This window comes from Mesorhizobium sp. B3-2-1 (genome assembly GCF_006439515.1).
Lineage (GTDB): Bacteria > Pseudomonadota > Alphaproteobacteria > Rhizobiales > Rhizobiaceae > Mesorhizobium.
The window spans coordinates 127,757-148,835 of sequence record NZ_VFTI01000004.1; the positions used below are offsets into that span (position 1 = coordinate 127,757).

Sequence of the window (21,079 nt, forward strand, 5' to 3'; positions counted from 1 at the left end):
ATAGCCGATGCACATGACGGGAGCAATGCCGTGCCATGCGAAACAGGCGCGACCGCGCATCCGGACAGGACCCGTCCACTGCCCGCGCCGACCTGGAGTTGCTACGGCTTGTGCCGTGCCGAGACCAGCTCCGCCTTGCGTTGCGCCGTCTCCAGCCCGAGGCCGATGAATGCGCGCGCGTGCCTGGCGAGCGCCATGTTGTCGGTCCATAGATTACGCCAGATGGCGGTCTTCTTCGACAGGTTCTCGTCGACGATCTCCGAGGAGAAGGATTCGAAGCTGAGATCGTCGGCATAGCCGATGGCGGTCAGCGCATCGAATATCCCCGCGAAGTCGATATTGCCGGTGCCGAGGAAGCCGCGATGGCTCTCGCCGATATGGACATAGCCGATCTTGGCCGCTGCGTGGCGGATTGCGAGCCCGACATCGGCCTCCTCGATGTTCATGTGGAACGTATCGAGATGCAGGAAGATGTTGTCCGACCCGGTGTCCTCGATGAACGCCAGGCCCTGCGCGGCGGTGTTGAGCAGGTTGCTCTCGAAGCGGTTGACGATTTCGAGGTTGAGCGTGACGCCGGCGGCCTCGGCCGTCTCGGCGACCTTGGCCAGCGTTGCCGCGCTGCGGTTCCATTGATCGCGTGTCGGCGCCTCGACCTGCAGGCCATGGCCGGTCGAAAGAATGCCGGCGACCTTGCTGCCGCCAAGGTCGCGCGTCAGCGCGATGGTGTCGTTGAGGATCTCGACGCCGCGCGCGGCGATCGTCTTGTCGGCGCTCGAAATGTCGGCATCACCGGGCAATCCAATGCTGATCGCGACGCCGAGATCAAGATCGGCGATGCGCTTGGCAAGCCCGCCGATATCGACATTGGCGGGGTCGAGATAGGAGAATTCGATCAGGTCGAACCCGGCCTCCTTGGTATTGGCCAGCGTGCGTTCGAGCTCGTCCTGGGCCGAGCTTGCCGACCAGACGAAGGAATGGATTCCGATGCGCGACATGATCGTCTCCGGGTATTGAGGCGGGAGAGAGGTGCAGCCGGGATCACCCCGGCCGCACCAGCCTTGGGAGGCTTAGCGGGCCGCGGTCCAGCCCTTGTAATCCTTCAGGTTCTCGGCGGTGATCAGCTTCGGGTCTAACAGCACCGTGGCCTCCGCCGGCTTCTTGCCGGCCAGCAGGTCGGCCGCCATGGTCAGCGACTGGCCGGCCATCACATAGGGATCCTGCGAGGCGGAGGCTTTGATCATCGATTTGCCGGAAGAAAGCTCCTTCTCGATATCCGGCGCGCCATCTACCGCTGTGAAGACAAACTCGGAACGGTTGAGCTGCTTGGCGGCGAGTTCGGCGCCAATCGCCGTCGGATCGTTGATGGCGAACACCGCGTCGATCTTGTCGAAACGAGTGAGCAGCGACTGGAACACCTTCAGGCCGCCATCGCGGGAGCCTTCGGCGTTCTGGTCGTCGGACAGGATCTTGATGTCGGGATGCTGGGCAAGCACGTTCTTGCAGCCCTTCACCCGCTCCAGGATCGACGAAGACGCCGGTCCGTTGAGGATGACGTAGTCGCCCTTGCCCCCGGTGTGGTCGACCAGATACTGGCAGGCTTCCTCGCCGGCCTTGACGTTGTTGGTCATCACAGTGACGTCGGCGCCCGGCGCCGAAACGTCGAAGGCCGCGACGATGATGCCGGCGGCCTGCGCCTTCTTCACCGCGGGCGCGATCGCCTTTGCATCGACCGCGTTGAGCATGATCACGTCGACGCCGGCGGCGATGAAGGAATCGACCTGCGAGACCTGCTTGTTGAGGTCGTAGTCGGCCGATACCGACGTCACCTCAACCTTCGGATTGATCTTCTTGGCCGCATCCTCGATGCCCTTGATGGTGGCGACGAAGAAGGGGTTGCCGAGCAGGCCGACCGAGATGCCGACCTTGTTGAGGTCCTTGGCCGATGCCGGCGCGATGGCGACGGCCGCGAGGGCGGCGCCGCAGAGCAGTTTGACGAGGGTCTTCATTACGCTTACTTCCTCCTGATGCCCCGCGCCTCTCACGGTGCGTTACACAAGCCGGTCTTTGATGCCGGCGACCAGGTCATTCACGTTCTTGCTCCTGCCTGGAGCCGGTAGCGGTCGAGGGCGACCGCCACGATGATGACCAATCCCTTGATGATGTACTGCCAGATGTCCGAGACGCCGGCCAAGATGAGCCCGTTGGAGAGCACCGCGATGATCAGGCCGCCGATCAGCGTGCCCCAGATCGAGCCGACGCCGCCGACGAAGCTGGTGCCGCCGAGGATGACGGCGGCGATGGCGTCGAGCTCGTAGCTCTGTCCGAGTTGCAAGCCGTTGGCGGCGTATAGCCGGGCCGCCGACATGGCGCCGCCAAGGCCGGCGAGCAAGCCGGAAACGCCATAGACGAAGAGCAGCACCAGCGGCACCTTGATGCCGGTCAGTCTGGCTGCCTCGGCATTGCCGCCGACGGCGTAGATCCAGGTGCCGAGCACGGTGCGTTTCAACACCAGCCAGGACAGCACCACCACCGACAGCGCGATGACGACCAGCCAGGGGATGCCGAGCACCGAACCGTTGCCGATGAAGTCGAACGGCAGGTCGGAGTTGAACACCGTCGTGTCCTGCCCGAGCAGGCGGGCAACGCCGCGCACGGCGGTCAACGAACCCAACGTCACGATGAACGGCGGCAGCCTGATATAGGCGACCAGCAGCCCGTTGATGAGCCCGAAACCGAGACCGACCAGGATGGCCGCCGGCACGCCGAGCAGGCCCCAATCCGGCACCAGGGACACCAGCACCGCCACCATCGCCGAGGCGGCAAGGATGGAGCCGACCGACAGGTCGATGCCGCCGGTCAGGATGACGAAGGTCATGCCGGCGGCAAGCACGATGTTGATCGAGGATTGCTGCGTGACGATGAGCAGGTTGGTGCCGGTGAGAAAGCGCGGATTGATGAACTGGAAGCCGGCGGCCAGCAGCACCAGCACCGGCAGCATGCCAAGCGCCGCAAGCGCGGTGCGCAGCCGCCGGCTCCTGACCGCCGCCTGATCCACGCTCTTCGTCCCGGTCGTCCTGTCTGTCATCGCTGAGACGCTCCCGTCGCGAGTTCCATGATCGCTTCCTGGCGAAGCGGCTCGCCTTCGGACGCCGTAACCTCGCCAGCGACCGCTCCGTCCCGCATCACCAGCACGCGGTCGGCGACGCCGATCACCTCGGGCAATTCGCTGGAGATCATCAGGATGGCGATGCCCTTGTTGGCGAGATTGTCGATCAGCCGGTAGATTTCCGACTTGGCCCCGACATCGACGCCGCGGGTCGGCTCGTCGAGGATGACGACCTTCGGTTCGGTCTCCAGCAGCCGCGCGAGCAGCACCTTCTGCTGGTTGCCGCCCGACAGCGAGCCGGCATTGGCCTGTGCCGAGCCTGTGCGGATGGACAGGTCGGCAATGGCCTTTGCCGCTCTCCTGTCGGCGGCGATGAAATCGCGAAATCCGCCGGCTCGCGCGTCCCTGGCCAGGACGCCCATGCTGATGTTGTCCGAAATCGACATGTCGAGGAACAGGCCGAGTTCCTTGCGGTCCTCGGTCAGATAAGCGATGCCGGCGTCGAGCGCCTCGCGGGGCGAGCCGATGGTCACCGGCTTGCCGTCGAGTTCCATGATGCCGGTGCTGCGCTTGTCGGCGCCGAAGATCAGCCTGGCAAGCTCGGTGCGGCCCGAGCCGACGAGGCCGGCCAACGCCAGCACCTCACCGTGATGGAGGTCGAACGAGCAGTTCTTGAGCAGGCGCCCGTCGGACATGCCGCGCACCGAGAGCGCGACGGCGCGTTTCTCGTCCGGCGGGCGATGATCCTTCTTGTAGAAGGCGGAAAGATCGCGGCCGACCATCATCGAGACCAGGCGAGAAGCGTTGAGGTCGGCCCGCTCCAGCGTGCCGACATAGCCGCTGTCGCGCAGCACGCTGACGCGGTCGGCGAGTTGGTAGACCTCTTCCATGCGGTGGCTGATGTAGATGATGGCGATGCCTTGCGCTTTCAGCGTCGCGATCACCTCGAACAGACGGTCGGTCTCGCGCGAGGTCAGCGATGTCGTCGGCTCGTCCATGACGATGATGCGCGCATTGGTCGATAGCGCCCGGGCGATCTCGACCAGCTGGCGCTCGCCGAGCGACAGGCCGGAGACCAGGGCACGCGCCGAAAAGGAGACGCCAAGCCGGCCGACGATCTCTGCGGCGCGCCGGTTGCACTGGTCGGCGTCGACGACGCCGAACCGCCGCGGCTCGTTGCCGAGAAAGATATTCTGCGCCACCGTCAGGTTCGGCGCCAGGGACAGCTCTTGGTAGATCACCGCGATGCCGGCGGCGCGCGCCTTGATCGGATCGCCGATCGCGGCGGGCGCCCCATCGATCAGGATCTCGCCGCCGGGATCCGGCCGATAGGCGCCGGACAGCACCTTCATCAGCGTCGACTTGCCGGCGCCGTTCTCGCCCATCAGCGCGTGCAGTTCGCCGGCGTGGACACTGAGCGAGACGTCTTGCAAGGCGCGGATCGCACCGAAGGTCTTGGAGATGTGGCGCATCTCCAGCACCGGCTGGCGCGCCGCCTGCGTCTGGACCGCCGCGCTCATCGCGCGCCACCCGCAGTCCTGGCGGCGGCACCATACCCGGCAACGCGATCGCGCCAGGCATCGCGATAGCCGGCAAGGCCGCCGAATTGTGTCGCCTGCACCCGCTCCGGCGGCTCTGCGGCGAAGTCGCGGCCCACACTCTCGAAGGCGAGTGCCGCGGCGCCCGTGGCGCTGCCTTCCAGCGAGGCACCTTGCAGGAAGGCCTGACCGGGACGCAGCTGCGCCAGCAGCCCGGCGAGCAAGCCGCCAGTATTCAGCCCGCCATCGACGATGACGGTATTATCGGAATGGATGAGGTCGAGGCAGAGATCGATCATCAGCGCCACGTAAAGCAACGCCACCGCCGCGCGTTCACCAGCATCGGGGGTGCGCCCGACCAGCCGGCCAGGGCGATCCGGCATCGGCCCGCCCGGCGCGAAGCTCGGCAGCGCCATGATGGCGGCATCGATCACCTGCTGTATCGAGCCATGCGGGATCGCGCCTTGCCAGCCGCCGCTGATGACGGCGAATTCGCGCCCGCCCATGAAGCGGATGGTCGGTACGGGGCCGCCGTCGACATCGACATTGACCAGCATGTCGCGGTCGCGGTCGAGCGCTTCGAGCCGACAGTCGGGATTGAGCACGACGACCCAGGTGCCGGTCGAGACGACGGTCAGCGGTCCAAGCCCTTGCCGGCGATAGGCGTACAGCGCCGCATTGGAGTCGTGGACGCCATTGTGGATGGCGATCGATCGCCCGGAACGGCCGAAGCGCTGCTCGCCGACGACGGCGCCGGCACGCTCGAAAGCCGGCATTCGGCCGCGCCAGCCTTCGGCGTCGACCAGCGAGGAGAAATCACGTTCGCGCGGTGCCCACAAATGCGAATGGCAGCCGAGATAGGAGACCTCCGAGACTGGCCTGCCGCCGAGGCGCCAGCTCCAGTATTGGGGATAGCCGACGATCCATTTCGCCGCCGCGAACGCGTCGGGATCGACCTCCTGCAGCCACAGCATGTGACGGCCATAGTTGAAGCCGAGCGGCAGACGGGGTGAGAACGTCTCGGCGAAATCCGGAATGCGACGGTCGATCCGCGCCGCGATTTCGACCGGTGGCTCCTGCTCGTAGTCGAGGATCGGATGGGTCAGCGCCTTGTCGTCGACAAGGGCGAAAGTGCACCCATGGCCCGACACCATCACCCCTTCCACACCGTGGCTTTCGACCGCTTCGGTGACGGCATCGAACGCCCAGTCATGGAGGGCGGCGGCGTCAAGCACGCTGAACCCGTCTTGTCGCATCCATTTCGGCTGCGTGCGACGCTCATCGAGGATGCGTCCGTCCTGACCGAAGACGAACAGCTTCGAATTGGTCTTGCCGAAGTCGAGCACCGCCACGTTCACGCGAGGGCTCCCGAGGTTGAAGCGATCCGCACCATGACGCCGGCATCCTCCAGCATGCGCGCATCGGCATCGGAGAGCCCGTCATCGGTGACCAGCGTGCCGATGCGCGACAGCGGCAGCGCGACGTTGCGCGCGTGGATCGACAGCTTGCGGCTGTCGGCCAGCACGACGATCTGGTCGGCGCAGAGGCTGAGGTCGACGATGGAGCGCACCAGCAGCGGATGCGATTCCAACAGCCCTTCCTGATTGAGGCCTTGCGTGCCGAGAAAGAATTTCGAGGCATAGAAGGGCGTTGCCTGGGTCAGCGAATGGATAATGCCGGGTTCGCGGTGCAGGTCGCCGCCGGCAACCGTCAGACTGCAATGGCCATGATCGCTGAGATAGGCCGCGAGTGGCATCGAATTGGTGTAGAGCCGGATGTTGCGGTCGGCGAGCTTGACGCCGAGATGAAAGCAGGTCGAACCGCCATGGACGATGACGGCATCGCCATCGCGCACCATGGTCGCGGCGAGAGCCGCGATCTGACGCTTGGCCTCGACGGCGAGGTCACGGTTCTCGTCATAAGGGCGGGCATAGGCGACGCCCGCATGCGAAGCGCCGTCGAGCGCCGAAATGCCGCCATAGACCTTGCGGGCTTCGCCGGCCTCGTCGATCCGGTCGATATCGCGCCGCACCGTCGCCGCCGAAACGCCGAGCCGCTCCTGCAACTCGCGAACGGAGGCGAACGGGCGGTCCCGCAACAATTCGACGATCTGACGCTGGCGGCCGAGGTCGCTCAACCCTTTCCTCCCTGACGCCATTTTCCGAGGCGATTGGTGTAACTTACTCAACATTAGTCGGATTGCAAGCTGGTTTGATGATAGTAGATCACTATTGACGCAGATCGCTCATATCTGCGATATCAACTGCGACAGCGGCCCCGGCGACGGGATTTCGTGCAAACGTTGGAGGAAGGCGCCGTGGCAACCCAAGCTGATGCACAGGAACTTGCCGCCTTGCGCGCACTTTCGGCCAGCATCGGGCTCAACCCGCATATGACGCAGGCGGCGGGCGGCAACACTTCGCTCAAGGCCGGCGACACGCTGTGGATCAAGGCCTCGGGCACCTGGCTAAAGGATGCGCTCAGCGACGACATCATGGTGCCGGTGGCAATGGCACCGCTGCTCGAGGCCGTCGAACAGCGCGATCCGGCCGCCGACAAGCCGCAGGCCTTCGCCATCGAACACCTCAATCCGCGTGGCCTGCGCCCGTCGATCGAGACCACGGTGCATGCCTTGATGCCGCAACGCGTGGTTCTGCATGTCCACTGCGTCGACACGATTTCGCTTGCCGTGCAAGCCGATGGCGAGGCCGAGGTCGCTAGGCGGCTGGGCGGCATCGAATGGGCCTGGGTACCCTACTTCCGGCCGGGTCTGCCGCTCGCCCGCGGCATTGCCGAAAAATTGCGGCCCGGGGTCGACGTGCTGATCCTTGGCAATCACGGGCTGGTGGTCGCCGCCGAAACCGTCGCCGAGGCGGAGGCCTTGCTGCACCGCGTCCGGTCGCTGCTGGCGCGGCCGGCGCGCGCGACCGCCGCACCCGATGTCGCCGCCTTGACGGCGCTGGCCGGCGACTACCGATTGCCGGCGGATGTCAAAGCGCATGCGGTCGCGCTCGATGCGGAAAGCCTGCATATGGCCGAGGCCGGCAGCCTCTATCCGGATCATGTCATCTTCCTCGGCCAGGGTTCGGTCGTGGCGAAGCCGGGCGAGGACGTGGCCGGCGTCATCGCGCGGCTCGGCATGGCACCCGTGGCGATCCTGTTTCCCGGCGCCGGCGTGCTGATGCGCGGCGACGCCAGCGCCGGTGCCGACGCCATGCAGCGCTGCCTTGCCGACGTGACCGCGCGCGTCGATGACAAGGCGCGGCTGAACTATCTCACCCCCGCCGAGAACGACGAACTGGTCAACTGGGACGCCGAGCAGTATCGCCAGAAGCTCAACGCCGCCGGCACGGCCTGACAGGAGACGGGGGACATGACGCCACTTGTCGTCGGCATCGACATCGGCACCTCCGGCGCCCGCGCCGTCGCCATGCGTCCGGATTTTTCCATTGCCGGCCAATCAGCTGTGCCACTCGACAGATTTGGTCAGAATCTCCGCGATCCCCGGACATGGTGGCAAGCGGTCCAGGCGGTGCTTGCGGAACTGCTTTCGGGCATCGACCGCGCCACGGTCCGCGCCGTCGCCGTCGACGGCACGTCGGGCACGCTGCTGCCGGTCGACATCGATGGGCGGCCTCTGGCCGAGCCGCTGATGTACAACGACAAGGTCGATGACAGCGACATTCTGGCCATGGTCGCCCGTGAGGCGCCGGCAGCGAGCGCCGCCCACGGGGCGACTTCAGGTCTGGCCAAGGCCTTGCGGTTCCAGCATCTGCCCGGCATAGCGGCCGTGCTGCATCAGGCCGACTGGATCGCCGGCAACCTGTCCGGGCGCTTCGACGTCAGCGACGAGAACAATGCACTCAAGACCGGCTATGACGTCGAGGCGCGCCGCTGGCCGGACTGGATCGCGGCCACCGGCATGCGCATGGACCTGCTGCCTGATGTCGTCGAACCGGGCGATGTCACCGGCACGCTCACCGCGGCCGCCGCGGAGCTTTTCGGCCTGCCGCGCGATGTGGTCGTAGTTGCCGGCACCACGGATGGCTGTGCCTCGTTCCTGGCGACGGGCGCCGCCGCGGCCGGCGACGGTGTCACGGCGCTGGGTTCCTCGCTGACCATCAAGATCCTGTCCGACCGGCCGATCTCGGCGCCGCGCTTCGGCATCTACAGCCATCGGCTCGGCGATGTGTGGCTGGCGGGCGGCGCCTCGAATTCCGGCGGCAAGGTGCTGGCCCAGTATTTTCCGCTCGCTCGGATCGTCGAACTCAGCGCCATGATCGACCCCACGACCGAGACCGGCCTCGACTATTATCCGCTTGGTGCGGCTGGCGAACGGTTTCCCATCGCCGATCCGGCCTTGCCGCCGCGTCTCACCCCACGGCCCGCTGACGATGCCGATTACCTCAAGGCGATGTTCGAGGGCATGGCGGCGATCGAGGCGCTCGGCTACAGCAGGCTGGCCGAACTCGGCGCACCGGCCCTGACCTCCATTCGCAGTGTCGGTGGCGGCGCCGCCAACCCGGTGTGGAGCACGATCCGGCAGCGCAAACTGGGTGTCGCTTTCCTGCCGGCATCGTCGGACGAGGCCGCCGCAGGTACGGCACGGCTGGCGTTGAAAGGCGCGAGCGGGGCAAGGCTTCTATGAACACGAAAAAGGTCGAACGTCTCGACGGTATCGCACCGCTGGCGGAACGCTACGAAGTTTTCCTGCTCGACCAGTTCGGCGTGCTGCATGACGGCCGGGCTCCCTATCCCGGTGCGGTGGAGGCGTTGTCGGCGCTGAAGTACGCCGGCAAGACCGTGGTGTTGATCTCCAATTCCGGCAAGCGCGCCAGGCCCAACGAGGATCGCCTGCTGAAGCTCGGCTTCGCGGCCGGCAGCTGGGACCATTTCGTGTCTTCCGGCGATGTGGCGTGGCGACGGTTCCACGAGATGGCGGCGACGGGAGCCTTGCGGCCCGGCACGAAATGCCTGCTGATCAGCCGCGACGGCGACCGCAGCGCGATCGAAGGCCTGCCCTTCGTGCTGACGGAGGCAGGCGAAGACGCCGAACTGGTGCTGGTCTCGGCCAGCGAGGGGGATCGCCACGACCTCGACCATTATCGCCAGCTGCTGACCCCGGCGGCAGCGCGGCAAGTGCCGTGCTTCTGCACCAATCCCGACAAGATCATGCTGACCGCCGTCGGACCCCGCTTCGGCGCCGGCGAGATCGCCGATCTCTACGAAGATCTGGGCGGCGGCGTCACCCGCATCGGCAAGCCCTATCCGGCGATCTTCGAGGCAGCGCTCGCACTGGCCGGCGAACCGGAGCTCGGCAGCGTGGTTTGCGTCGGCGACAGCGTCGAACACGATATCGCAGGCGGCAATGGTGCCGGTATCGCAACGGCGCTGGTGCTGGGTGGGATACTGGCCGGCGCGCCTGACCTCGCCGCCGTTTTCGACGAACACAAGGCCTGGCCGGATTACACCACGAGTTCGTTCAGCTTTCGCTGACCGCCGCCAGCATGCGCCTTGCGCTTTCCTCGTCGGTGATCAGGATTGTCGGCGCTATCAGGTTCATCGCTCCCAGCAAGGCCTCGGTCTTCTCCGCGCCGCCGGAGGTCAGAATGCGGATCGGCGCCTTGCGCAGCCGGTCGACATCCACCGACATCACATGTTTGTTGACGGGATGGTCGACCAGATCGCCATTGCGGTCGTAGAAATGGAACAGGAGGTCACCGACGGCGCCGCGCGCCAGTAGCGCCTCCCGGTCCGCTTCCCTGAGGAAGCCACCGCGCGAGAAGGTGGTGGCCGAAGCGATGCCGCCGACGCTCAGCAGAACGGCATCGAGCGCGTCGGCCATTTCAAAAACCTCCTGCAGGCCGCAGCGTTCGACGAGCGCGATCTTGGTCTCGACGCTGTCGACGACGGCCGGCGTCGGCATCAGATAGCCGTCGCCCTGGAAAATCTGGGCGAAGCGCCAGGCGAACTCGGCCGGGTTGACCCGGCGCGCGATGCCGACGCCGCCAAGCAGTGAAATTACCTTGAAATCGGTCAGCGATTTGGCGCTGATGAACGGCAAGGTGTTGAACAGCGTATTGCCCCAGCCGACGCCGACCTGCATGCCGGACTTCATCGCATCGGACAGGAACATGCCGGTCTTGGCGGCGATTGCCGGGATCGGATCGGCATTGGCCGCGGTCAGCGGCGCCACCAGCGCCTGCTGCAGGCCGAAGGTCTTTTCGAGCGCGCGCTCCAGCCGCACGATCTCCAAAAGCTCGCTCTCGATGGTGATCTTGACCTCGTTGCGTGACCGCGCCTCCGCCAGCATGCGCACGATGGTGACGCGGCCGACGCCGAGCACATCGGCGATCTCGTTCTGCGTCATCTGCTCGACGAAATACATCCAGGCGGCGCGGATCCTGAGGCGGTCCGTCCGGCTCTCGCTGACGACCTGCTCGGTCGCTTCGGCTCCTGCCCGCCTTTCGTCGGCTCGCCTTTCGTCGGCCCGCCTTTCGTCGGTTTGTCGTCCCCTGGCCAAATCATCCCTCCCCCGCGGCCGGCCGTGCCGTCGCCGATTCTGCGTGCTGGTCTAGTATCGCCTATTGATCTACCAATCGATAGGAACAATGTAGAGTCGGTGGCCGCCCATTGCAGGCGACCGCACGGCACATTCGAGGCAAACCGCGATGCTCCGACAGATCTCCGAAGATGTCCGCGTCAATCTCAAGGACCGGCTGCGGGAAGTCCGCGACATCATCCGCCAGAGCCGCCATGACGGCGCCAGCGAGGCCAGCCTGCTGCACGAAGCGACCAGCCATTTGCCGCCGTTTCCGGGCAAAGGCATCGAAGGCCTGCTGAGCCATGCCGCGAGTGCCGTCGACGAAGCGCTTTCGATCGCCGAATCCTTCGTCCCGCATGAACGCCCGATAAGGGTGGACGGAACGACCGTAAAAGGCCTCGGCACCTATTTTCCGGCCGGGGACGAAGACCAGCAATTGAGCGCCGAGCGCCTGTTTCGGCGCGACATGTACTATCTGACGAGGGCGGTGCTTGCCGGTCTGAAGATCGACCATGCCCGCATCCATGAAGCCGGGTTCGCGGCCGTCCACGCCGCCATGCGCAAGCGCCATGGCGATCTGTTGGCCGCCCTGGCCGCCCCCGATGCCGGACTGCAGGCGATCGCGGCGACATGTTCGGCGTTGCTGGTCGAGTGTCTCGGCCAGCGCCCGATCCGTTTTGATGACACCACCCCGGAAGCGACGGCAATAGGTGACAGGGCGCTCGACGTAAGCTGCCTGGCGCCGGTGGTCCTGGCCTGCGGGCTGGCGACAACCGGCCGCGACGGCGCGCCGGAGCCGGACATGCTGGAGATCGCGATCCTGGCCGCCGATATCCGCCGCGACCGCATCGTCCAGGCCTGCGCCAGGGCGAGCCCGGTCGATGAACTGACACCTGTCTTCGCCACCTTGCTTGCGCATTTGCCGTAAGCTCCAGCAGCAGCGGCCAAAGGAACTACTCCCCGGCCGCCATCGCCATGATCGTCTTCTTGGCGCGCTGGATCGAGGCCGGGCTCATCGACAGCTCGGTCAAACCCATCTCCAGGAAGGCGGGGATGAGATCCGGCCGACCCGCCGCCTCGCCGCACATGCCCACCATGATGCCGGCGGCGACGCCGGCCCTGGCCGTCAGCTCGATCGCCGACATGACGGCCGGGTTGGTGACGTCGTTGAGCTTCGCAACGGTCGGGTTGAGCCTGTCGGCGGCCATTATGTACTGGGTCAGGTCGTTGGTACCGATCGAGAAGAAGGCCACCTCCTTGGCCAGTGCCGGTGCGATCAGCACCGCGGCCGGGGTCTCGATCATCACGCCGAGATCGAATGTCGCGTGCGGTACGCCCTCGGCCTTGAGTTCGGCGGCGCATTCATCCACCAGAACGCGCGTCTGCCGCACCTCGCCAATATCGGAGACCATCGGCAGCATCACCTTGATGTTGCCGTGTACGGCGGCCCTCAGCAACGCCCTGAGCTGACGCTTGAAGATATCGGGCCGGTCGAGGCACATGCGGATGCCGCGCCAGCCGAGGAACGGATTTTCCTCGTCGGGAAACTCGATGCCGGCAATCGGCTTGTCACCGCCGATGTCGAGCGTGCGCACGATGACCGGATAGGGCGCGAACGCCTTGGCCAGCGCCGCATAGGTCTCGGCCTGCATGTCTTCCGACGGCAAGTGCATGTGGCGCATGAACAGGAGCTCGGTGCGGAACAGGCCAACACCCATGGCGCCGGCTTCCTGCGCTGCCTCGATTTCCTCCAGCGAGCCGATATTGGCCGCGACCTCGATGACTCTGCCGTCCGCCAACTTCGGCGTCACCGTCTTGAAGGCGACCAGGCCGGCGCGCTCCCTCGCCGCCGCTTCGACACGGCCGGCAAAATCGGCGCGTGTCGCCGCATCGGGGTCGATGATCACCTGTCCGCTATTGCCATCGAGCGCCACCTCGCGCGCCGCGCGCAAGGCATTGACCTGGTCGCCAAGGCCCAGCACCGCCGGAATGCCATGCGAGCGGGCGATGATGGCGATGTGCGAGGTGGCGCCGCCATGGCCGCACACCACGCCGCCGATGCGTTTCAGCGGCGCACGCGCCAGGTCCCAGGCGCCGATGTCGTCGGCGATCAGGATCGCACCCTGCGGAATACTTTCGAGGCTGACGTCGTCCTGGCCCAGCAGCACCAGGCAGATCTGCCGTCCGACAGCATGGACATCGTCCGCCCGTGCATTGAGATAATGATCGTCGACGGCGCTGAAATCGGCGGCGATGGTGGAAGCGGCGGTGATCGTGGCCGAGACCGCGTCATTGCCGCCCTTGATCGCCTTCTCGGCCTCGCCGGTCAGGCTGTCGTCGGCGGCGATATCCCTGAGTGCCGCGACGATGCCCCGGTCACCGGCCGACAGACTATCCTGCGCCAGCGCCCGATCCATGCGCGCCTGGACAGCCGCGACGGCGGCGCGGAACCGGTCGATTTCGCCAGAGATTTCTTCTGCCAGCAGCATTCGGCCCTGCCCAGCGATGTCAGGCGGGAAATGCGCGAAGGCCGGCCCGATGGCGACGCCCTCGCTCGCGGCGACACCGCGCAAGCCGTTTGCCTTGCCTGACACGACCGGCGCGGATTGAGGCGCGGGCGCCGCCTCCTTGCCTGCGTCATTCGCCGGGGTGTCTTCGTCGTCGAGACCCGCCTTGGGGTTCTCGAGATAACCGATCAGCGCCTCGATCGCCTCGATGGCGTCGGCGCCGTTCGCCCGCACGGTGACTTCCTGGTTTTCCTTGACCGCCAGCAGCATCAGCTTGACCGAGCTCTTGGCGCTGACCGCCTTGCCGTCCTTGACCAGTTCGACGTCGGATTCGAAAGCCTTTGCGAGCTTGACGAAGCGCGTGGCGGGACGGGCGTGCAAACCTTCATGCACTCTGACGATGGTCGAGCGTTCCATGGCAAATACTCTGCTTTTTTGGGCGCCAAAGCCAGACTGGCCGGGGCGCGAATGCTTTCAGGCGGCGATGGTGATGATCGCGTCTGTCTTCAGGGCGGCCACGAGGGCTTGCGTATCGACCCGCGATGCGCAGATCTCGCCCGGCCTTTCGGCCTCGCTGGCGCCGTTGAACGAGATGACGACGTGCCCCATCTCGAGGACCTTGCTCCAGGCGCTTGAGCCGACGGCGGTTATGACGGCCGAAACCGGGCCAAGGGTGATCGAAGCGCCCTTTTCAGGCGCGCCGTCGCTGGGTCCGATCTCCGTCTGGTGGAGCACGGAGACCTCGGCAAGCTCCGGCGGCGAGCCATCCGCGAACAGGATGACCACGCCCCCTTCGGCGAGGTCCGCCACTTCGGGTCCTATTGCCGTGACCCGTGTCTTGAGAAGAACCGACATATGGCGAACCTCGTTGTTTCTGGTGCTTAGAACACGATCAGGGAGACGATCCAGGCGATTAGCACCGAGACCGGACCCATGATCTGGCGGCTGATGAGCACCGCCGGCACGCCGATTTCGATGGTTTTCGGCTTGGCTTCGCCCAACGCCAGGCCGACCGGGACGAAGTCGCAGCCGACCTGGGTGTTGTAGGCAAACAGCGCCGGCAGTGCCATTGCCGGCGAAATCGTGCCGTTGGCGATCTGCGGGCCGATGATGGCGACGCCGATGACCTGCGCGATGACCGCCCCTGGTCCCAGGATAGGCGACAGGAACGGCAGGCCGCAGATGGCCGAGATGACCAGCAGCCCGACGATGTTGTTGGCCAGCGGTCCCATCGGCTGCGCCAACACGTCGCCGATGCCGGTGTACAGGATCAGGCCGATGAGCATGGTCACGAAGGCCATGAACGGCAGCACGTTGCGCACCACCTGGTCGATCGTGCGGCGGCCGGCATTGAAGAAGATACCGACCACACGGCCCATGACGCGGCCGATCGAGCTGATCAGGCCGATCAGCCCGCCTTCGCTCGGCAGCGGCTTTGGCGCAGCGGCTGGAGTGCTGGTATTTGAACCCATCGATGCTGCTCCCCCCGCAGTTGTGACCGCCTCGGAACCGTCCGCCATTGTGACATTGGCCGGTTTCACGCCCGAAACGTAGATATCCTCGGTGATGAACTGGGCGAGCGGCCCAGCCTGGCCGACCGGCGTCAGGTTGACGGTCGGGATACGCTTGCGCGGATAGACGCCGCATCGTGCGGTGCCGCCGCAATCGACGACGACGACCGCCATCTCGCCCTCCACCGGCGGCGCCTTGAAGCCGTCTACGGCTGTGGCGCCGGTCATGTCGGCGATGAGCTGGGCTACGGGATGGATACCGCCTCCGGTGACGGAGACGACCTTGTCGCGCTGCGTGGTCGGCTCGATGACGAGCGGGCCGCCCCAGCCGGTGGAGCCCCGGGAGATCTTTACGGCTTTGTATGTCTTGGCCATGATGTCCTCCCCGCCCTTACAGCTTGACGCCTTGGCGGCGTGCCATGATGGCGGTGATGCGCTCGGTCAGCATGCCCTTGAGCAGGATGACGACGAGACCAACGATCGCGTACCAGATCGCCACCTTGACGTGGTAGCCGGCGACGACAACGCCCCGCTTCTCGAGATCGAGCAAGGCCACGAGCATGCCTCCCCAGACGAAATATTCGCCAGGGTTGATGTGTGGGAAGAGGCCGAGCGGCGGATGCACGTAGGACACGGCCGCGTCGTAGAAGGCGGGCTTGTGCTTCTCCTCCAGGAACGAGCCGAAGGTGTAGGCCATCGGATTGGTGAGGAAGAACACCGCCAGCACCGGCAGCACTGTATAGCGGGTCAGCGCGATGCGGCCAGCACCACGCGCCAGACCGTGGACACGCTCTTCGCCGACCAGTTCAGTGACGGCGTAGAAGGCTGTCATTAGCACGACAAGTGTCGGGATGATGCCGGTGACGAAGCCGGCGAAAACCTCGCCGCCCTTCTGGAATATGCCGATGAAGTACTTGCCGATGGCAGTGAGCCAGCCAAGCTGCTCTTCCTGCTGCACGTTCTTCAGCTGTTCCTTCAACTGATCGGCGGTCACCGGCGCGCTGTCGGTCTGCGCCTGTGCCAGGATCACGAGATGATCGGAAGCATGCTCGACGGCGAGCTTGCCATGCAATGCGGCATCCGAAACCATGGCACCCGCGACATGCAAATTGTGCGCGGCCATGTCGGCATGCTGAGCCAACAACGAAAATACAGACATTTCTCCTCCTTATGCCGGCCCGCCGGTTTATCCCGGTCGGCGCACGGCCTCCTCTATCCCTTTGATCCAGAGGCGGATTCAGATTTCAGGTCGATTTGACCTGAAATCATCCGACTCTAGGCCCTTGCTACGTTCAAGCCGGCCAGGCCCGGCTTCTTCCCCGGCTCCGACCGCGCTTTGTCGATCTGTTCGATCGCCCGCTTCACGGCCTCGGCCACACCGGGTTCCCCCTCCCCCATGATCGCAGGGTTGGACCGGAGTCGATCGAGGGGAACACCCTCGAATTCTTCATGTCGCTTGAATTTGGTGAACACGGAACGGCCGCTCATCACCATCATGCGGCGCACGATCAGGTCAGGCGTCACCACGACCAGCGCGATAGTTCCCTTGGCAAATCGGCCGCGAAAATTGCCGGCGCCGACGAAGCCATCCTTGTATTGGTCGGTGACGCCCCGGAAGACATCCGAATAGTGCCGCATCTGCAGCCAGACGCCGAGCGACTGCAACGCCCACACAATAACCAGCAGGAGCAGTCCCCACTGCCAAATCGCCATTCGGTTCTCCTCCCGAAGCCTCAATTGAAGCGCACCTTGGACCGGCGCGCGACAACATCAAAGTGAGAACATTTGTTTCCAAGAATGTCAATATGTATGATATTGACCTCAACCACGGTCATCCACAGCCGCCGCGCGATTTCGGCGGAGGCACGACTGTGCTAGCCTTAGGGAAACGGGATACAGGAAATGGAACTGCCCTTCAGGGATGAACTGGCCCTCATGCCCGACCTGCGACACCGGTTGCGGCAGCTGCGCTGGTTCCGCGCCACCTTCCGCGGCAGCGCCAAGGTGGTCTCGGACACATTCGGCGTACGCTTCGAAATCGACGAGGCGAAGTTGACCCGGGCCTTTCTCGACTGGGTCGAGGTCATGGAAGCGCAGAAGCGCTTTGCCGCGATCGACCGCGCCGATTTCATCGTCTTTGCCGCCGGCCTCGTGCTGCGCGAACTGATAAAACAGGCACCGGCCAGGGAGATCTCCGGCCTTACGCAGCTCATCCAAACGGATCAGAACGCCGGCACGCTGGACATCATCCGCTTCTGGCCGGAAGGCTTTCTCTACACCAATTACTGCGTCTCGGTGATTTCGGCCATCTACGAGCAGGAGTTCGGCTCGGCGCCCAGCATCGACAAGTGCGCCGACGACCTGCGCACCTGGTGGTCCTATCGCGAGAACGTCACCGAGATGCCGGCCTATGCCGTGGCTTTCCTCGATCGCTTCCTCGGCGCGGAACCGAACTGGATCACGCCCGACCGCGCACAGTCGCGGCAGGCCATGCAACGAGCGCTGGGATCCTCCCGCGCCAGCGATGCCTTGCGTCAGCTTTGAATTGGACTCTATTAGCCCCTATCACGAGGCCGAGAGTGCCCGCTATTGAACATTTGACTTTTTGTCGATAGCGATGTGCGAATTCTGACAGAGGCCGGGAGAAACGCGTGGCGCCGTCAAGACTGATCATTTTCGATTGCGACGGCGTTCTCGTCGACAGCGAGCCGTTGGCTGCCAAGGCCTATGAACGTGTCTACGATAAGCATGGCATGCCGGGCGTTCACGGCGGCATCATCGCCCAGTGCGTCGGTATGAAACAGGCCGACATCATCGTCAGGATCAAGGAGTTGACCGGCCATCAGTTTCCCGCGGCGGCCGACAGCGATATCTGGGCGGAAACCAAGGTACTTTTTACCGAAGAGTTGAAGCCAACGCCTGGAATAGGCTCGTTTCTGGAAACGCTTGCAGGCGATCGCTGCGTTGCCTCGTCATCCTCCGTCGAGCGCATCCACCACAGCCTGGCGGTGACCGGCCTGGCACGCTTCTTTGGCGAAGCCATCTACAGCTCCTCGATGGTCAAGAACGGCAAGCCGGCGCCTGACATTTTCCTGTTCGCTGCTGCGAAGATGGGCGCCAACCCGGGGGACTGCATCGTCATCGAGGATTCGCCTTTCGGCATCCAGGGCGCGGTTGCCGCCGGCATGACGGCGATCGGCTATACCGGCGGCGGACATACCTATGCCGAACATGCCGCACGGTTGACGGCGGCCGGCGCCGATTTCATCTGCGCCGACTGGCATGAAGTTAGCCGGCAATTGTCGGGGCTCGGCGTACCGGCTTAGCTAGTAAAGCCTAAGGCGGGCCCATTGGTCGCGCGGGATCACCGGGCCCACACGGAAATTAAAGGACAGGACCCTCGTCGCATTGGTGTCGACCTCGCACCGGAAGCCCAAATGATACCAAGTGGTTGTGGTGCGGAAGGCTACATCCGAGCCGTCAACAACATTGCCCGCTCTAAGTGGAACACTTGGGATCAGGTCGGGAAAGTAAGAGGCATCCAGCAATTGCTGCTGCAATACGCTGGCACAAAGTTTGGCTGCCCGCTGACTGCGCGGCAAACCATCCATCGAGGTCGTGGCCAGCGCGTCACCCGTAGCGCCCTGCGAGTAAAGCCTGCGAACGCCCGGAAGGCCTGAATACCTGCGCGATGCGGCGCTGGCTACATCAGTGGAACTTGGGCTTCCGGCGCCCCCACTTCGGGACTTCGCAACCTTTGAAGAGCTGGGCTTCGGTGTATGTGTCGGTTTAGGTTCCGGCTTCGCACCCGACATTGGAAGCTCGACCTCACCGTCCCCGTCGGTGGCCCACGGCGTTGGTGCCGCGCCTATCTGCTTGGCGGCGTCCTGCACTCCCGCCTGCTGTTTGGCGGCCTGCTGCCTATCTGCGTCCTGGGTCAGAGCTGCCTGCTTCTCCTGCGCGGGTTCGGTGTCCTTCGCGTCGGTCACCGGCTTGTCGCCGACCTCCGCTGAATCCGCCGACTTCTCGGTCCTTGGAAGCGCGTCGGTTTTGGTCTCGGCAGGCTTCTTCACGACAGTCGGCTTCGAATCCTCATTCTTGGTCGGCGACGGAGAACTGTCTTGAGCGCTGACCCCATCCAGCGACTTCCGGGGACCCGCATCCTTGTCGCCGAACTGAAAAACGGGCTTCAGCACCTCGACTGCCGGAGGCTTCTGCGGCTGCATTTCCGGCCGAGGCGGCTTTTCAACCTTCTGCTCGGGCGGCTTTTCGGCTTCCTTTGGCGGCGGCGGGGGAACAGGTTTCGGTTTTGGCTGATCGGATGGAGGCACGAGCGCGACATTGACCGGCTCCTCCTCCTGCGGCTGTTGGCGAGGTGTGGGCAGGCCGTAGATCAGGAGCGCAGCGACAAGCGCATGCAGGATCAGCGATGCGGGAATGCCCCACAGCAAATTCCGACGCCGCTCTCCTGTCTCGCCCTTCATCCTGACCGATGTGGAATGAAATAGCGGCGGCTTCAAGCATCGGCATTGGATTGGCGCAATTTAGCCGCTGACAGCTTGTCGACTTGGATCATTATACCCCGCCGGAGAGGACAATCGTACCCGCCTGCCGGCCTAATTCAGTGGCCACCGAGTTAATTTACGGCCCGCCCATTCGCCGGGCGGTATCAATGACCCGACACGAAAGTTGAAGGACAGCACCCTCGTCGCATTGTCGTCGACCTCGCACCGGAAGTTCAGATTATACCATTGGGTTCTGGTGCTGAAGGCGGCCTTCGGAGGATTGAGGACATTGCCTGCGTCCAGGGGGTTATTTGGCACCCATTTGATCGCATAGTCAGCACTCTGCAATTCCTGGCTCAAAACATTGCCGCAAAGGTTGGCGACGCGCTGACCGCGCGGCACGTTCTCCATGGAGCTTGCGGCCAGCGCATCGCCGGTAGCGCCCTGCGAGTAGAGTTTTCGAACACCCGGAAGGCCGGAATAGATCGGCGATCCTGCAGCGGCGTTGTTCGCGGGACTTGACTTCCCTCCTTTGCCGCTTTGGGCCTTGAAGGCTCGCGCGGATTTGAAACTCATCGTCTTTGCAGGTTTGGGCTTTGCCTTTTCGGCTGAGGGCGGCGGTGCTGACTTGTCGCCGGCCTCGGCTGCCAATGGCTTTGGCGCCACGGCGGCCTGCTTCTCGTCGGTTTGCGGCGCCACCTCCTGTTGGTCTGGCTGCTGTTTGTCAGTATCCTCGGTCGGCTGCTTCTCCTCGTTTTGCGGCGGCTTGGCGTCCGGCGAGGCGGTTACCGGCTTCTCCTGAGCCTTGGCGGAATCTGGCTGTTGCTCGGGATTTGCAGCCGGGGCGGACTGGATCGGTGCGGGCTTCGGTGCGACCGGCGGCTTCGCGGCCTCATCTTTGGCCGGCGACGGCGCATTGGGTTGAGCGCTGCCTCCGTCGAGAGATTTCTCCGGCCCGGTATCCTTCTCGCCATACTGGAAAACACGCTTCAGGACCGGAGTGTTCTCCGGTTTGGGCGGCTGCTCGGGCGGCTTTTCGACCTTGGGCTCCGGCGGGTCTTCGGCTTTGGCTACCTTTGGCGGCGGCGGAGGAACAGGTTTCGGCTTCGGCTGATCGGGCGGAGGCACGATCGAGACATTGACCGGCTGCTCCTCTTGCTGCCGTTGCGGAGGCTTGGCCAAGCCGTAGACGAGGGCCGCCACGATGAGCGCATGCAGGATCAGCGATGCGGGGATGCCCCACAACAGATTCCGGCGCTGTTCTCCTGTCTCGCCCTTCATCCCTTTCGATGTGGAATGAAATAGCGGCAGCTTCAAGCAGAAGCACTCCACTGGCGCAAACTCGCCGCTGACAGCTTGGTGATCGCA

Annotated in this window: 20 protein-coding genes; 6 read left to right on the forward strand and 14 right to left on the reverse strand. The window is 64.6% G+C overall.

The window, feature by feature from the left end:
• Positions 1 to 101 precede the first annotated feature (101 nt).
• The 6 genes from FJW08_RS05735 to FJW08_RS05760 form a co-directional block, all read right to left on the reverse strand.
• A complete protein-coding gene (locus FJW08_RS05735; RefSeq protein WP_140809534.1) occupies positions 102 to 995 on the reverse strand; it encodes a sugar phosphate isomerase/epimerase in 894 nt (297 codons plus the stop codon).
• A gap of 72 nt (positions 996 to 1,067) precedes the next feature.
• Positions 1,068 to 2,006 (reverse strand): ABC transporter substrate-binding protein, encoded by a 939-nt coding sequence (locus FJW08_RS05740; protein WP_140809536.1) that lies wholly within the window; start codon positions 2,004 to 2,006, stop codon positions 1,068 to 1,070.
• Positions 2,007 to 2,086: 80 nt separating this feature from the next.
• Positions 2,087 to 3,085 carry a ribose ABC transporter permease gene (locus tag FJW08_RS05745; protein ID WP_140754407.1) on the reverse strand — a complete coding sequence of 333 codons (999 nt, stop codon included), beginning with the start codon at positions 3,083 to 3,085 and terminating at the stop codon, positions 2,087 to 2,089.
• Positions 3,082 to 4,626, reverse strand: coding sequence for a sugar ABC transporter ATP-binding protein (locus tag FJW08_RS05750; RefSeq protein WP_140809538.1), 1,545 nt, complete (start codon positions 4,624 to 4,626; stop codon positions 3,082 to 3,084). Before FJW08_RS05750 ends, FJW08_RS05745 begins: the two co-directional genes overlap by 4 nt.
• A complete protein-coding gene (locus FJW08_RS05755) occupies positions 4,623 to 6,002 on the reverse strand; it encodes an FGGY-family carbohydrate kinase (RefSeq protein WP_140809540.1) in 1,380 nt (459 codons plus the stop codon). Before FJW08_RS05755 ends, FJW08_RS05750 begins: the two co-directional genes overlap by 4 nt.
• Entirely contained in the window at positions 5,999 to 6,781 is a 783-nt protein-coding gene (locus tag FJW08_RS05760) for a DeoR/GlpR family DNA-binding transcription regulator (protein ID WP_140754413.1), read from the reverse strand. Before FJW08_RS05760 ends, FJW08_RS05755 begins: the two co-directional genes overlap by 4 nt.
• Before the next feature lie 180 nt (positions 6,782 to 6,961).
• Here FJW08_RS05760 and FJW08_RS05765 point away from each other — a divergent pair, with 180 nt between their 5' ends.
• From FJW08_RS05765 to FJW08_RS05775, 3 genes are read left to right on the forward strand one after another with little or no spacing between them, the layout of a single operon-like run.
• On the forward strand, positions 6,962 to 8,002 hold the full coding sequence (locus FJW08_RS05765; RefSeq protein WP_140809542.1) for a class II aldolase/adducin family protein: 1,041 nt from the start codon (positions 6,962 to 6,964) through the stop codon (positions 8,000 to 8,002).
• A 15-nt stretch (positions 8,003 to 8,017) separates the two neighbouring features.
• Positions 8,018 to 9,292: an FGGY-family carbohydrate kinase gene (locus FJW08_RS05770; protein WP_140809544.1), complete on the forward strand. Its 1,275-nt coding sequence runs from the start codon at positions 8,018 to 8,020 to the stop codon at positions 9,290 to 9,292.
• Positions 9,289 to 10,140, forward strand: a complete 852-nt coding sequence (locus FJW08_RS05775; protein WP_140809546.1) for a TIGR01459 family HAD-type hydrolase — start codon at positions 9,289 to 9,291, stop codon at positions 10,138 to 10,140. Before FJW08_RS05770 ends, FJW08_RS05775 begins: the two co-directional genes overlap by 4 nt.
• Here FJW08_RS05775 and FJW08_RS05780 read toward each other — a convergent pair.
• Positions 10,127 to 11,167: a sugar-binding transcriptional regulator gene (locus tag FJW08_RS05780; RefSeq protein ID WP_224614645.1), complete on the reverse strand. Its 1,041-nt coding sequence runs from the start codon at positions 11,165 to 11,167 to the stop codon at positions 10,127 to 10,129. The two genes, FJW08_RS05775 and FJW08_RS05780, sit on opposite strands and share 14 nt — an antisense overlap.
• Positions 11,168 to 11,315: 148 nt before the next feature.
• Here FJW08_RS05780 and FJW08_RS05785 point away from each other — a divergent pair, with 148 nt between their 5' ends.
• On the forward strand, positions 11,316 to 12,116 hold the full coding sequence (locus FJW08_RS05785) for a hypothetical protein (RefSeq protein ID WP_140809548.1): 801 nt from the start codon (positions 11,316 to 11,318) through the stop codon (positions 12,114 to 12,116).
• Between the two features lie 25 nt (positions 12,117 to 12,141).
• Here the strand turns inward: FJW08_RS05785 and ptsP are convergent, their stop codons facing one another.
• The 5 genes from ptsP to FJW08_RS05810 all read right to left on the reverse strand — a co-directional run bounded on the left by ptsP (position 12,142) and on the right by FJW08_RS05810 (position 16,919).
• Complete coding sequence (gene ptsP, locus FJW08_RS05790) at positions 12,142 to 14,112, reverse strand: phosphoenolpyruvate--protein phosphotransferase (RefSeq protein ID WP_140809550.1); 1,971 nt, start codon at positions 14,110 to 14,112, stop codon at positions 12,142 to 12,144.
• A gap of 57 nt (positions 14,113 to 14,169) precedes the next feature.
• Entirely contained in the window at positions 14,170 to 14,550 is a 381-nt protein-coding gene (locus FJW08_RS05795; protein ID WP_140809552.1) for a PTS glucitol/sorbitol transporter subunit IIA, read from the reverse strand.
• A gap of 26 nt (positions 14,551 to 14,576) precedes the next feature.
• The gene (locus FJW08_RS05800; RefSeq protein WP_140809553.1) at positions 14,577 to 15,581 is read right to left on the reverse strand and encodes a PTS glucitol/sorbitol transporter subunit IIB; all 1,005 of its coding nucleotides are present in this window, start codon (positions 15,579 to 15,581) and stop codon (positions 14,577 to 14,579) included.
• 16 nt (positions 15,582 to 15,597) lie between these two features.
• On the reverse strand, positions 15,598 to 16,365 hold the full coding sequence (locus tag FJW08_RS05805) for a PTS glucitol/sorbitol transporter subunit IIC (RefSeq protein ID WP_140754429.1): 768 nt from the start codon (positions 16,363 to 16,365) through the stop codon (positions 15,598 to 15,600).
• A 116-nt stretch (positions 16,366 to 16,481) separates the two neighbouring features.
• Positions 16,482 to 16,919, reverse strand: coding sequence for a transcriptional regulator GutM (locus FJW08_RS05810; RefSeq protein WP_015315467.1), 438 nt, complete (start codon positions 16,917 to 16,919; stop codon positions 16,482 to 16,484).
• Between the two features lie 189 nt (positions 16,920 to 17,108).
• Between FJW08_RS05810 and FJW08_RS05815 the strand changes: the two genes are divergently transcribed.
• Together FJW08_RS05815 and FJW08_RS05820 are read left to right on the forward strand one after the other, a co-directional pair.
• Positions 17,109 to 17,750 carry a hypothetical protein gene (locus FJW08_RS05815; protein WP_140809556.1) on the forward strand — a complete coding sequence of 214 codons (642 nt, stop codon included), beginning with the start codon at positions 17,109 to 17,111 and terminating at the stop codon, positions 17,748 to 17,750.
• Positions 17,751 to 17,857: 107 nt separating this feature from the next.
• Complete coding sequence (locus tag FJW08_RS05820) at positions 17,858 to 18,532, forward strand: HAD family phosphatase (protein WP_140754433.1); 675 nt, start codon at positions 17,858 to 17,860, stop codon at positions 18,530 to 18,532.
• Here FJW08_RS05820 and FJW08_RS05825 read toward each other — a convergent pair whose 3' ends face one another.
• Complete coding sequence (locus FJW08_RS05825) at positions 18,533 to 19,690, reverse strand: DUF930 domain-containing protein (RefSeq protein WP_140809558.1); 1,158 nt, start codon at positions 19,688 to 19,690, stop codon at positions 18,533 to 18,535. It abuts the gene before it with no gap.
• 132 nt (positions 19,691 to 19,822) lie between these two features.
• Positions 19,823 to 20,992 carry a DUF930 domain-containing protein gene (locus FJW08_RS05830; protein WP_140809745.1) on the reverse strand — a complete coding sequence of 390 codons (1,170 nt, stop codon included), beginning with the start codon at positions 20,990 to 20,992 and terminating at the stop codon, positions 19,823 to 19,825.
• Positions 20,993 to 21,079: the final 87 nt, after the last annotated feature.